A 12,395-nucleotide genomic window follows, 5' to 3' on the forward strand; every position below is an offset into this window, starting at 1 on the left:
GGGCCGCGCGGCCCCGGCGGAGCACCGCCGAGCCGGGCGAGTTCGATGGGACCGGCGCCGCCGGCGGCGCCCGGGGTCAGTCCGGAGGGTTGTCCAGGAGGTCGGCGTCCAGGTTGGCTTCGCGGAGTTCTTCGCGGACCACGCGGAAGGCCAGGCCCTCGGAGTAGCCCTTGCGGGCCAGCATGCCGACCAGGCGGCGGATGCGGGTTTGCTCGTCGGCGGACTGGAGGCTGCCGCCGCGGAGGCGTTTGCGCACCAGTTCCCTGGCGCGTTCCTCCTCGGCGGCGGGATCCACGGCGGCCACCGCTTCGGCCGCCACCTCGTCGGCCACGCCCTTGCGGCGCAGCTCGACGCTCAGCGCGCGCTTGGCCATGCCCTGGTAGGCGTGCCGGGACCGGACCCAGACCTCGGCGAAGGCGGCGTCGTCGATCAGGCCCACCTCGTCCAGGCGGGCCAGCACGCCCTCGGCGACCTCCGGGTCCACTCCCTTGCGGGTCAGGCTCTGCGCCAGTTCCGACTTGGTGCGGGGGCGGGCGGTGAGCAGCCGCAGGCAGATGTCCCTGGCGTGCGCCACAGGATCCTGCGGCTGCGGCTGCTCCGGCTTGCGCGTTCCGAAGCCCACGATCAGAAGTCGACGGGGGCCGGGGCGGGCGCGCTGTCGTCGGCGTCCAGCTTGGCGCCGATGCCCATCTTCTCCTTGATCCGCTTCTCGATCTCGTTGGCCACGTCCGGGTTCTCCCGCATGAACTTGCGGGCGTTCTCCTTGCCCTGGCCCAGCTGGTCGCCCTCGTAGGTGTACCAAGCACCGGACTTGCGCACGATGCCCTGCTCCACACCCACGTCGATCAGCGATCCCTCACGGCTGATGCCGGTGCCGTAGATGATGTCGAACTCGGCCTGCTTGAACGGCGGCGCGACCTTGTTCTTGACCACCTTGACCCTGGTCCGGTTGCCGACCGCGTCACCGCTGTCCTTGAGGGTCTCGATCCGGCGCACGTCCAGGCGCACCGAGGCGTAGAACTTCAGCGCCTTGCCACCGGTGGTGGTCTCCGGGCTGCCGAACATGACGCCGACCTTCTCCCGGAGCTGGTTGATGAAGATCGCGGTGGTGCCGGAGTTGTGCAGCGCGCCGGTGATCTTCCGCAGCGCCTGGCTCATCAGCCGGGCCTGCAGACCGACGTGGCTGTCGCCCATCTCGCCCTCGATCTCGGCACGGGGCACCAGCGCGGCCACCGAGTCGATCACCAGCACGTCCAGCGCACCGGAGCGGATCAGCATGTCCGCGATCTCCAGGGCCTGCTCACCGGTGTCCGGCTGGGAGACCAGCAGCGCGTCGGTGTCCACCCCGAGCGCCTTGGCGTAGTCGGGGTCGAGCGCGTGCTCGGCGTCGATGAAGGCGGCGATGCCGCCGTTCTTCTGCGCGTTGGCCACCGCGTGCAGGGCGACCGTGGTCTTACCGGAGGACTCCGGACCGTAGATCTCCACGACCCGGCCGCGCGGCAGGCCGCCGATGCCCAGGGCCACGTCCAGCGCGATGGATCCGGTCGGGATGACCTCGATCGGCGGACGCCCCTCCTCGCCGAGGCGCATCACCGAGCCCTTGCCGAACTGCTTGTCGATCTGGGCCAGCGCCAGTTCGAGGGCCTTGTCTCTGTCGGGTGCTGCGGGTGGCATCGCGTTGTCCGCCTTCTGTTCCGGGCTGGTCTCTGGGGTCGCGCTCACGCTAGCGGGCAGGACCGACAATCCGCCGGGAGGCACTTGCCGTCTGTGGATAACCGGCCCGATGTGGACAACAGGGTAACCGAACAGGTGTTCGGACGCTCAGGCTGGTGAGATCTCCCCATGTAACAGGCGTGACCAGCGCCGCTACCACAAATCCTCACGGGCAGCAACCGCTTGCTCACAGCATGGCGCCGACGGGCCAGTCAGCCGGTCACCATGACTGAAGCCATCATCTCGGCGCTGCTGCCACCAACCGACGCACACTCGCCGGACAGGCTCCCGTCCACGTCAAGGCCGAACCTCGGGCGCCCTCCCCTGGCCGAACTGGCCTCGCTGCTCCCCAATCCCGCGACGTACTACGGCATGGGAAGCATCGACGCGTCCGGCAGGATCGCCAACCGGACGGTGGTGAAGGCACTCGGCTGGCGAACGGGCGATCGACTGGAGTTCCAGGTCGCAGGCGGCGTGATCGTGGCCAGACCAGTCCCCCATGGTCTGGCCACGATGTGGCACGCCCCTTACGTCGCGATCCCGGCGCCGATCCGACATCTCTGCGGACTACGCAGTGGTGACCGGGTGTTCGTGGTGGCTCATCCAGCCCATCAGAACCTCATCGTCTACACCACTCCGGTCCTCGACCAGCTGCTGCACGATCACCACGCTTCTCTTTTGCCTGGTGATGCCCAGTGACGACCCAGCGCGACAGTCCGGCCGCAACCACCCAGACCGAGGCGGCCAGAGTGGTGCTCCACAGCATGGGACTCACCGCTGAGGATCTGCTGGAAACACCTCGGGCGCGGCCGCTCGTTCCGACATTCAAGGAGTACGTCCCCGCCGTCTCATCAGCAGTTCCCAAGGGATCCCGAAACACGTACGAGCCGTATTGGAATCGCATCCTAGAATTCTGGGGAGACCGAAGGATGGACGATCTCTCCCCCTCAGAAATTCGAACCAAAGTTGAGGAGGTCCGCACGAAAGTCGTCGTCCGACGCAGCGCCAGAGGAGGCCACAGCGCGGCAGCACACTTCATCTCCGCCTTGCGATGCCTATATCGACATCTCGTCGACGACAAACTGATGAGCAGGGACGATAATCCTGCGCTCAAGGTCAAGAAACCAAGCCAGCAGCCAAGCAGGCGACACGGCCTGCAAGACACACGCCTCGCTGAGATCAACACCGTTGCGACCACAACCGGAAATGACCCGGTCTTGGACGGAATTTTGCTCCGGCTGCATATCGAAACCGCCTGCCGCCGCGGTGGAGCCGTTGCACTGAGAGCGTGCGACCTGGATCCTGAACAATGTCTTATCCTACTGCACGAAAAGGGGGAGAAAGATAGATGGCAGCCAGTCTCACCGACCCTGATGAGACATCTCCAAGCCCATTTCAGTCAACGATGCGGCGGCGACCCTTCCGAGCAGCTACTGCGATACCGAAACGGACGCCCAATGGGATACAACCGATATGACCGACTATGGGAACGAATCGGCATGACCCTCCCATGGGTGCACACACAGATGATTACTGCCCACTGGCTCCGGCACACGACTCTGACCTGGGTAGAGAGAAATTTTGGCTACGCTGTGGCTCGTGCCTTCGCGGGACACGCAGAGAAAACTGACACAGGGGCGACGAACACATACGTTCGCGCATCCATCCATGAGGTCGCCGCCGCTCTGGCGGCTTTGACGGGTGAGCCACATCCACTCGCCAAAAACTGATTACTGAGAGGTCGGTGGCCGCGCATCCGCTTGTTCGGCCACCGACCTTCATTATTGACGTTGCCAGAACGACACCAACACTACGTCGAGTACCGCACTGGTCAGGACCAGCAACACCTGATAGGAAGGCGCTGCTGCAAGCAGCACACGATCACCTGCTCGAATTCCGAGTCGAACTCGTACGGCTGCCGGAATAGCCACGTAAGGGCCGGAGACTATCGCGGTCTGTCCCAGTGGCGCGGCGCGCAGGACCACGATGTTCTCGACGACGTGCAGTTGTAGCCTATCTCCCTGCTTCCAGGACAACGACTGGACGACAGCTCGCTCGGCCACCCGGCCTGATGCGTCCACCGTGCCCATTCCGTAAAGCATCGAGGTGTCTCCGGGCAGGGCGGACAGCTCAGGCAACGGGATAGTCGACACCGATTGGAGTTCTGGCACCCGAGGCACCAACGAAGCGACGATCCGGTCAGCAACCGATGTCACCTCACCGGGGACATTCCACAAAGTGCCCACGCTGCCTACCTGATCAGTTCGTAGTCCGGAGCCTGCTGACCTGGACGGGACTGCCGGCCTCGACCATCAAGCCGTTCCCGATGTACATGGCCACGTGTCCGGCCCACACGACCAGGTCGCCGGGCCGCGGCCTTGACGTTCTGGGCCTGCACTGTCCCGCGACCGCCGGGGAGTTGCACCGTGACTCCGGCGGCCTCTCGGACGGGAGCAGCGGCGGGTGCAGGTGGCGCCGACGCGGTTGGCGGTTCGGTCTGTTCTTCGTCCGATGTGGACGGTGCGTAGAAGTCGCGTCGCATCGCGGCCTCCTCCCGATGTTTCTGTGTGCTGGAGCAGGTAACGCAGGGGCGGCCTCGGCCGCGTTACCTGGAAGGGCGTTCCCGTTGTCTGTTCGAAAGGAACGTCTCTTGATGAAGCACATCGCGATCTTGTTTCTGGTCAGCACGCTGGCCATGGTCGCTGGGTTGACCGGGACCGCGGCGGCCGCGCCGATGACAACCAACCAGGTCATCGTCTGCGAGTTCGCGGTCTGGCGTGGCGGTACGCACAAGTACGCCAACCAGCAGTTCGTCCCTGACGTGGCCAGCAGGATCGGCTACTTCTACAGCGGCACCATCGTGTGGGCCGACCAGCACGCCTTCCCCCACCGCGCCTCCGGCGACATGGTCCGCGAGTTGACCGGCTCGGGCGGCGGCTGGGTGTGGGCCAAGCACCTGGTCCGCACCGGCAGGAAATGCCTGCCGTTGTAGCGGCGCGCTGTTCGGGAGGGAGGCGTCCAATCGGGGCGCCTCCCTCCCGTGTTGCTCAGCCGGTCGGTCGGTGGAAGCCCAGGAACCGCATCTTCAGGTTCGTCGTACGCAGGCGGCTGACCTGCACGGGGCTGCCCGCCTCGACCATGTACCCGTTGCCGACGTACATCGCGACGTGTCCGGCCCACACCACCAGATCGCCGGGTTGGAGCTGGCCTGCCTGGATGCGGGGTCCGACGGTTTGGGCGGCGGAGACCCTGGGCAGGTGCACGCCTGCTTGCCGGTAGGCCCAGCTGGTCAGGCCGGAGCAGTCGAAGCCGCGGCCGGGCTGCTGTCCGCCCCAGACGTAGGGGGTGCCGAGCTGGCTCAGGGCCGCGCGGATCGCGTTGGCGGCCTTGGCGTTGGGGGCCTGAACGGTTCCGCGTCCGCCGGGCAGTTGCACGCTGACTCCTGCCACTTGGCGTGCCGGGGCTTGCGCGGCCGGTGCCGGGGAGAGCGACGGCGGCTCTGGTGTTGGTGCCGGCGGTGGCTGTTGAGCCAGGTGCGCGGCCAGTGTCTGGATGCGGTGTTCGAGGTTGGCCAGCCGGTCGTTGTTGGCCGTGTTCGTGGTGATCGCGGACCTGAGCAGGGTCGCCGGTGCGCTGGGGTCGGATGAGTCGGCTGGCAGTGCTTCCGTCGCGGTGCGCAGCGCGCGGTCGGCGGTGGTGTGGAGTTGGCGTGCTTGGCTGAGCCGGGCTGTCGTGGTGGCGAAGTCCCGCACCTCCGCCGCGGACTGCTGGGCGCTGCGTTGTGCTTCGGCCTCGGCGAGGGGGCCGGCTGCGGCGTCCAGGCCGTGGCTGGTCGCGGTAACCGCGTCGGCGGCGACTCGGGCGGTAGCGGTCGCCAGCTCCAGCGCTTCCGCTCGGCGGAGGTCGGCGACCTTGTCGAGCAGCTTGGGCAGTTCACCGCGCGCCGCGGCCAGGGTGTCCTCCAGGCGCCGCACCCGGTCGAGCAGGGTCTTGGCCGCGTGGCGCGGCTGTGCAACGCCTGCGGATTCCGCGGTGTCGACGGCCTTGCGTGCGGAGGCTCCAGCCGTGGCGAGATTGGCCGCGGCCTCCTCCAGCGTGGTGCGGGCTTGGTCAAGCAGCTTCTCCACGTGCAGGGCGGGCTTGCGCTCTCGCACGGCGGCCACCACCGCGGCAACCGCCGACCGCGCGCCGTGGACCCCGTCAGCGGCGGTGTCGAGTGTGCCGGTGGCGGTCGCCGACGCGGTACGAGCATCAGTGACGAGCTTGGTCTTCTTGGCGGTCTCGACCGCCTTCTGGTGCTGTTCCCAGGCGGTGTTCGCGCGTTGGACCAATGACGCGGCGGCGTCCCTGGCTCCGATGGCCCGCTGAGTAAGGGCGCTGTCGCCGAGCTGTTCAATTGCCGGGACCAGCTCGGCCACCAGAGCCGCTGCCGCTGCTGTCTTGTCCTTGGCTTCGGTGACCGCGGGCAGGGCCTTGCCGGGCGACGTGGTGGTGTTGCGGTTGGTTGAGTTCAGGGCCTTCTCGGCCGTTTCGACCGAGCCCGCCACGGTTCGCAGCAGCGCCTCGCCGCGGTCAAGCTGGGCGATCAGGGGGCTGGGCGCGGCCGGTGACTGCTCCGCCGCACCGCCGCGTTCTGGTGATTGAGCCACAGGTGCGTCCGGGGCAGGGGCTTGAGGCTGTTCCTGGATGGCCGCGACCATCGGGGCGGCAGCGGCCAAGGCGCCAATACCGCCGAGCACTGCCAGGCCCACCCGGGTCCGGCGGCCAGCGTCGGTGTCTCCGCGCAGCAACTGGCGTGCATGCGCAACGGCTTGTTGCCCGCGCTGCAGGTCTTCGTCGATCGGGGTGCCGTCCGGGTCGTTGTCCTGTGTGGACGGTGTGTAGAAGTCGCGTCGCACGGCGCACTCCTCCTGTTCTGGCCTTCGGCTTGGCCAGGTAACGCAGGCTGGCCCGAACCCATCCAGATCGCCTGCACCAGCGGCCACGGCTATCGGGTCGGACGGTGCGAGGGCGGGTCCTGCGGAGGTTCGTTCTGTGCAGTTCCCCGACAGCGGCGATCTCGGTGTCGCAGTGGGAGGACAGGCGGCGACGGGTTCTGCAGGAGTGTTCGCAGGAGTTCACGACGGGCCAAGGTGATCATGTTCTGATAGCTGCTGATCGCTACTCGGCGGAACTCCTCGACCGGGTCGAGGTGCAGCCAGGCCGCGGCGTGGCTGGCGTCCTGGTGCACGAGCAGTGTGTGGAGGTGGCCGGTCCACGCCTGGGCCACGACGGCGAGCAGGCGCTGCCGGATTTCCTGTTGTCCGTGCTGGACAAGCGCGTCCCCGATCCGGTCCCGGGTCGCGGCTTCGGCACCATCCGGCCCGCAGAACGCGCTTGCCGGCCACATCCGGCCGCCGACGTCGCGGAGCTGGACCGGCGCCCACCCACGGACCGCGGCCGCGAGTGTGGGCAGAGCGTCGTGGAGGTCGCCAGTCAGGATGTGGTTGCGGCTGCGGGTGACCGCCTGCCACTGGTGGTCGATCACCTCGTCGTAGCGCTGGAGTTGACGTCGTGCAAGGAACTGCCGCCAGTCCGCAGTGGCCTGAGCGCGACGGACAAGCCGGTCAACCGGTCGGCCGACCAAGGGCGTTTCGGTGTGACCGGGATGGGCGTCGAGGACGCGGCGTAGCTCGGTGGAGGCGTTGTCCAGGAGAAGGTCGTCCTCGGCGGAGAGCAGGAACCTTGTTGTCCCGGGGTCTCCTTGCCGCCCGGCCCTGCCAGCCAGCTGACGGTCCGCCCGAGGTGATGTCGACCGCCCCGCCGCCAGCACCAGCAGACCCCCGAGCCTGCGGATTCGCCGGGCTTCCGCGGTGTCGGAGCCGCCCAAGCGGATGTCGGTGCCGCGCCCGGCGAGCCCGGTGGCCACGGTGACCGCGCCGCTTCGACCGGCCTGGCTGATGACCTGGGCCTCGGCCTGGTCGTCTTCGGCGGTGAGAAGGCGAGGCCGGAGGCCGACTGCCGTCAGGTGCCGGAACAGGTTCCTCGCGGCCGAGCAACTGGGCATGCTCACCAGCACTGGTCGCCCTTGCCGATGCGCGGCAAGCACTTCGTCGACAAGGGCCCGATCCCGGGCGGCGCTGGTCGGATACAGCTGGTCCGGCAGGTCAACTCGGCGCGTGGGCCGGTGCGGCGGGATGCGGGTGACCGGAAGCCGGTAGACGCGGCGGAGTTCGGCGGCCTCCGACATCACAGTGCCACTGACCCCGCCGAGGATGCGGTACTGCCGCAGAAACCTCTGCACGCTGATCGATGCCCGGGGAACCGGATCGGCGCGCACGGGCAACTTCTCCTTGGCCTCCAGTGCCTGATGCAGCCCGGTTGCCAGACGGCGGCCCGGCAGTGATCGTCCTGTGTGGACATCAACCAGGAGAACCTGCTCATCGTCAACGATGTAATCCCGGCCCACCTCGTAGAGCAGGTGCGCGGTGAGGGCGTTCTGTGCGGCGGCCAGAAATTCCGCGGATCGCCACGCCTCGGGATCGACAGCGGAGAACTGGTGGAGGCGGCGCCAGCCGCGGTCGGTGTAGCCGACCTGCCCTTCGCCCAGGCGGCCGTGGTAATCCAGCACCGGCGTCAGCCGCGGGACAACGGCGGCCAGCGCGGATGCCCAGCGGCCGGCCGCGGCGTCGGTTGAGGTGGTGAGGATCAGCGAGGTGTTGGCCTCGTCGATGAGCACCGCGTCCGCCTCGTCCAGGATCGCCACGTGGTGCCCGCGGTGCACCCGGTCCGCGGGATCGGTGACCAGAGCGTCTCGGAGGTGGTCGAACCCAAAGTCGGCGAGCGTGCCGTAGGTGATGTCGGCGGCATAGGCGCTCCGGCGGGCCTTCCGGTGAGTTTCGGCAGGTACCGAGGCAACAGTCAGGCCGAGCAGCCGGTAGGCGGGTTCGAGGGCAGCCGCGTCCCGGGCAGCGAGGTAGGAGTTGGCGGTAATGACGTGTACCCCGTTGCCGCGCAAGGCATGGACGGCCGCGGCCAGGAACAAGGTGATCGTCTTGCCCTCGCCGGTGACGATCTCGGCGAGGTGCCCGTGTGCGACTACGGCGGCGCCGAGTAGTTGCACTGGCCGGTGCTCGATTCCCAGGGTTCGACGGATTGCTTCTCTGCCAACGGTGAAGGTGTGCGCCATGAGGTACCGGCGCAGCGTGTGGGTCGGGGGCTGGTGGTGCGCCAACTCACGTAGTCGCCGGTACCGCGCCGTCAGATCGGCGTCGGCGCGGCTCCGGTATCGGGGCTGGAGGGCGACGCAGTCGCGGGCGATCACCCGGAATCGCCGCGGAACCCAGCACTCGATCTTCTCCAGCATCCGTTGCAGCACAACCAGGTGAGTCGGGAGCTGTGCGGGCCGTGCGGCAGGAGTGCGTTACCTGTCTGGTCGATACGCGATCGCGGTCAACCGGATGTGTTGGCCCGTTGAAGGGAACAGGAAATGTCTCCAGAACTCCGCGACGTCATCGTCGCCGCAGGTTTCATCACCGGGTTCCTCGTGCTGGGTCTGATCGCCTGGTGGAGCGTGCGGTTCCGGCCCGGCTGGTCGGATTCGGGCGTGCACTCCCGCAAGGAGCTGCTCGCTCGCGCCACTGAGTTCCGGTTCCCGGTGTGGCCGGAGGATGCGGACGAGGATCTACCGGAGCTGGCGGTCATGGTCACCCGGTGCGACACGGACGATGCCGATGGACCGTGTTGGGCGGTGCGGCACAACAGCGCTTCCTTCGATCGAATGGGTAATGGATTGTGGGAGAAGGGCGTGGCGAAGTGGACTCCCGAGCTGGGGCGCCGGTTCCGGTTCAGCCGCGGGGAGGCGATTCAGATCGCCATGACTGTGGTCGCACCATTGGTGCGGGAGTTTTGGGAGGACAACATCGCCAAGTCCGACCCCGAGGAAACGGATGAAGACAGCACCTCACTGCCCTCGGCGTGTCGGAAGCCAGAGTCACCTTGAAGGGTTCCCCACTTCTCCCGTGCAGCAGGCAAAACACCCAAGTCGGGGTGCGACTCCCCTTGCTGCGCTAGGCTGACCGGCGCAACCACAGGCGAGGAGGGGCGCATGGCTGGTTACAAGGTAATTACCACGGCGGTTCGCACAGAGGCGGCCAAGTGGGATGAATTCGCGAAACAAATCGCACCGGCGCACAGTGCGGCGAGTGGAATGACGCTCTCACCGCTGGCGTTCTTCGTGCTCGATCCGATCACACTGATGGTGTTTCCACTGAATCTGCCCACGCCACCAGAAGAGCTGGCAAGTTCATACGAAGCTGTCCGCTCGTTCATGGAGAAGCTGCTCAGTGGCGCGAAAACTGAATTTTCGGAGATTGGTGACGCACTGGTCAAGATAGCCAACACGTACGACCAGAATGAAGCAATCGTCGAGATGGACCTCAACGAGGTTTTCTGAAAACCAGGGGGGACAGCGTGACCAATCCTGACACTTCGCAATATCCGGCGTTGATCCGAACATTGAACGACAGTTTTCGCCTCGCCAACGAGGCCACGAAACTTCTCGTGGACAAGTTCAACGCTGGACTCGACAACATCAACAACAACCCGCTTATCTACCTGGCGCCGAACTTTATGACCGGCCTGATTGTCAAAGTAGACGAGCTGCGTGGATACGTCGCCAAATTCTTGAAAGCCATGCAGGAGTTCACGAAGCACCACTTCCCCATCGTATCGTTGATTCAGGCCGGTTTCGACTGGCTGATCATGATCCAGAAGCCTGTCTCGGACATGGAGACCAAGGTGAAGGACCCCGTCGACAGGAACCTGGACAGGTGGACCGGCCCCACGGCCACGAGCTACCAGAAGGTTGTGGTCGCGCCGCAGGCGAAGGCGTTGGGCGATGCGCATTCCAAGGCTTTCGCCATCGCCGAGTGGTTGATCAAGGTGGCCCAGGCGAACATCGAGTTTCTCAGCAAGTACGCCGAAAAGATTGGCGAACTTGCCAGCAAGTTCGTGGCCGCCCTTGTGACCGCGAGCACTATCGTGGGCGCACTGGAGGCTCTCGGCAAGGCTGGTGAATTCGCTGGGACACTGGTGAAATCCGCCATCTCCGTCTTCGCTGACACCGCGAAGTACTACGGATCCGCCATTGGTTTCATGCATACTGCGGTCAGTATCCAGAACAATCTGGCAGCATATCCGAATGGCGCCTGGCCGCAGGCGGTGAGGTGAGCACATGATGGAAGAAGAGCTGCGCAATCTGAAGTTGGCCGAGTTGAACCTGCCGCCGGTGAGCACGGTCGGTGCCGGTCGGCCCGCAGGCCCCGCCCGAGAATTTCCCGCCGAGCCGACCGATGAGTACAAGGCGGCTGATTCCTCGAACTCGTTGTGGATCACGGTCGACAAGGAAGGAAAGGTGCTCCGTCTTGAGGTGAGCACCAGCTGGCATACTCGCCTGCCCGCGGGTGAGTTCGCCAGCACCCTGTTGACGACCTACATGAGCGCGTCGGAGACCGCCGCCGTCGTCGAGTCCAAGGCACGGGAACGGAACCGGGCACAGACAGCCACCGCCGATACCGAGGCATCCGACGGTGTTCTCGGCCTGGATGAATGGCTCTCCAAGATCGAGGCCAGGCACGCCAACCTCGACCGGCAACTCCGTGAGGCTCGGGCAGAGGATGACGGCAGGTCTGGGCAGGTGCTGGAGATTCGCAGCCCACACGGATACCTGACGCTGCAAGTCCGTTCCGGCGCTCTCGTCGGTCTGACGGTGGACGCCGAACGGATTTCCCGGGCGCGCGGTGGTCAACTGCAGCAGGACCTATGGGACGGGTTCACCGCGGCGGGTCTCACCTCACCCGACTCCGCTACGGGGGCCCCGGCCAGTCGGCCCAGGCGGCGGCAGGATCCAGTCGCCGGCGAGGAGGAAGAAGAACTGTGGAAGGGAGTGCCGTGGGAGTGAGCGCGTCCCGTAGATCGCGACAGGTTCCCGGGTCCCTGGGCCGCGGGCGGTGTGCTGCCGGAGGAATCGCGAGCCTGGTGTTGGTCAGCCTGGTCGCAACCGCCTGTGGCGGCGGACGGGATCTGGGATCACTATCGAGCCTGTCGGTGACTCCGTCGGTGTCGCCTTCAGCCACCGTTGCCCAGGACAAGTACGTTGCGATGTTTCCAAACTGTCAGGAACTGGCCCGAAAAGTTCCCAACCTGCCGCCCGTGCGGTACAACAAGGATGTCTCCGCAGGCGGCTACCGGGGTGTGAGCTGCGAATTCGCCACTCCTCCCACAGGTTCGTCGGTGTCGGTGGAACTGACCTCGTGGCAAAGCGTTCCGAACGATCCCAGGCTCCCACCCGATGTGATCTCGGGCCAGCGCGCTGCCCAGGATAGGTTCACCAAAGACACCGACCTCGTCACCGATGGGGCGGTGCGGGATCTGGGGTTCGGCGAGCAGGCGAAGTGGCAGCGTCCCAGCAACGACGACGGCTGCTATCTGACGATCCTCGACGGCAACGCCGTACTCCGTTTCCGCTATCGGGCGGGCGAAACTCCGCTTGATCCGAAGTCGGAACAGTGCCGAGGGCCGCTGCGCAAGTTGGCCAAGTCGTTGTACGACGCGGTCCAGCCACGCTGATCCGTCCGCAGCGCGTTAGCGGCCGGGCCTTGCCGCTGGTGCGCTGCCGGTCGGGCGACCCCATCATTGGGTGG

Annotated in this window: 14 protein-coding genes and 1 pseudogene; 8 read left to right on the top strand and 7 right to left on the bottom strand. The window is 66.3% G+C overall.

Translation table 11 applies throughout. The features are described from left to right. Positions 1-76 precede the first annotated feature (76 nt). Complete coding sequence (recX, locus tag ACTOWY_RS22120; RefSeq protein ID WP_441311565.1) at positions 77-622, bottom strand: recombination regulator RecX; 546 nt, start codon at positions 620-622, stop codon at positions 77-79. Positions 623-624: 2 nt separating this feature from the next. Then, positions 625-1,674, bottom strand: a complete 1,050-nt coding sequence (recA, locus tag ACTOWY_RS22125; RefSeq protein ID WP_185002529.1) for a recombinase RecA — start codon at positions 1,672-1,674, stop codon at positions 625-627. 264 nt (positions 1,675-1,938) lie between these two features. Here recA and ACTOWY_RS22130 point away from each other — a divergent pair, with 264 nt between their 5' ends. Then, the gene (locus ACTOWY_RS22130) at positions 1,939-2,412 is read left to right on the top strand and encodes an AbrB/MazE/SpoVT family DNA-binding domain-containing protein (protein WP_441311566.1); all 474 of its coding nucleotides are present in this window, start codon (positions 1,939-1,941) and stop codon (positions 2,410-2,412) included. A gap of 356 nt (positions 2,413-2,768) precedes the next feature. Here the strand turns inward: ACTOWY_RS22130 and ACTOWY_RS22135 are convergent, their stop codons facing one another. Then, complete coding sequence (locus ACTOWY_RS22135; protein ID WP_441311767.1) at positions 2,769-3,023, bottom strand: hypothetical protein; 255 nt, start codon at positions 3,021-3,023, stop codon at positions 2,769-2,771. Here ACTOWY_RS22135 and ACTOWY_RS22140 point away from each other — a divergent pair. Beyond that, positions 2,943-3,443, top strand: a complete 501-nt coding sequence (locus tag ACTOWY_RS22140) for a tyrosine-type recombinase/integrase (protein WP_441311761.1) — start codon at positions 2,943-2,945, stop codon at positions 3,441-3,443. The two genes, ACTOWY_RS22135 and ACTOWY_RS22140, sit on opposite strands and share 81 nt — an antisense overlap. Before the next feature lie 51 nt (positions 3,444-3,494). Here ACTOWY_RS22140 and ACTOWY_RS22145 read toward each other — a convergent pair whose 3' ends face one another. Beyond that, positions 3,495-3,959 carry a hypothetical protein gene (locus ACTOWY_RS22145; RefSeq protein WP_441311567.1) on the bottom strand — a complete coding sequence of 155 codons (465 nt, stop codon included), beginning with the start codon at positions 3,957-3,959 and terminating at the stop codon, positions 3,495-3,497. A 13-nt stretch (positions 3,960-3,972) separates the two neighbouring features. Next, positions 3,973-4,104 (bottom strand): annotated as a pseudogene (locus ACTOWY_RS22150) (NlpC/P60 family protein); the annotation flags it as partial. Positions 4,105-4,366: 262 nt separating this feature from the next. Between ACTOWY_RS22150 and ACTOWY_RS22155 the strand changes: the two are divergent. After that, positions 4,367-4,705, top strand: coding sequence for a hypothetical protein (locus tag ACTOWY_RS22155; RefSeq protein WP_441311768.1), 339 nt, complete (start codon positions 4,367-4,369; stop codon positions 4,703-4,705). Between the two features lie 55 nt (positions 4,706-4,760). Here ACTOWY_RS22155 and ACTOWY_RS22160 read toward each other — a convergent pair whose 3' ends face one another. Further along, positions 4,761-6,611 carry an NlpC/P60 family protein gene (locus tag ACTOWY_RS22160; protein WP_441311568.1) on the bottom strand — a complete coding sequence of 617 codons (1,851 nt, stop codon included), beginning with the start codon at positions 6,609-6,611 and terminating at the stop codon, positions 4,761-4,763. Between the two features lie 89 nt (positions 6,612-6,700). After that, positions 6,701-9,058 carry a preprotein translocase subunit SecA gene (locus ACTOWY_RS22165; RefSeq protein WP_441311569.1) on the bottom strand — a complete coding sequence of 786 codons (2,358 nt, stop codon included), beginning with the start codon at positions 9,056-9,058 and terminating at the stop codon, positions 6,701-6,703. 123 nt (positions 9,059-9,181) lie between these two features. Between ACTOWY_RS22165 and ACTOWY_RS22170 the strand changes: the two genes are divergently transcribed. The 5 genes from ACTOWY_RS22170 to ACTOWY_RS22190 all read left to right on the top strand — a co-directional run bounded on the left by ACTOWY_RS22170 (position 9,182) and on the right by ACTOWY_RS22190 (position 12,321). Then, positions 9,182-9,694 (top strand): hypothetical protein, encoded by a 513-nt coding sequence (locus ACTOWY_RS22170; protein WP_441311570.1) that lies wholly within the window; start codon positions 9,182-9,184, stop codon positions 9,692-9,694. Between the two features lie 105 nt (positions 9,695-9,799). Continuing rightward, positions 9,800-10,147 carry a hypothetical protein gene (locus ACTOWY_RS22175; protein WP_441311571.1) on the top strand — a complete coding sequence of 116 codons (348 nt, stop codon included), beginning with the start codon at positions 9,800-9,802 and terminating at the stop codon, positions 10,145-10,147. A gap of 17 nt (positions 10,148-10,164) precedes the next feature. Beyond that, positions 10,165-10,923, top strand: coding sequence for a hypothetical protein (locus tag ACTOWY_RS22180; protein WP_441311572.1), 759 nt, complete (start codon positions 10,165-10,167; stop codon positions 10,921-10,923). 4 nt (positions 10,924-10,927) lie between these two features. After that, positions 10,928-11,653, top strand: coding sequence for a hypothetical protein (locus ACTOWY_RS22185; protein ID WP_441311573.1), 726 nt, complete (start codon positions 10,928-10,930; stop codon positions 11,651-11,653). A gap of 77 nt (positions 11,654-11,730) precedes the next feature. Further along, on the top strand, positions 11,731-12,321 hold the full coding sequence (locus tag ACTOWY_RS22190) for a hypothetical protein (protein WP_441311574.1): 591 nt from the start codon (positions 11,731-11,733) through the stop codon (positions 12,319-12,321). Positions 12,322-12,395: the final 74 nt, after the last annotated feature.

It is taken from the genome of Crossiella sp. CA198 (assembly GCF_052078295.1).
Taxonomy (GTDB): Bacteria; Actinomycetota; Actinomycetes; order Mycobacteriales; family Pseudonocardiaceae; genus Crossiella.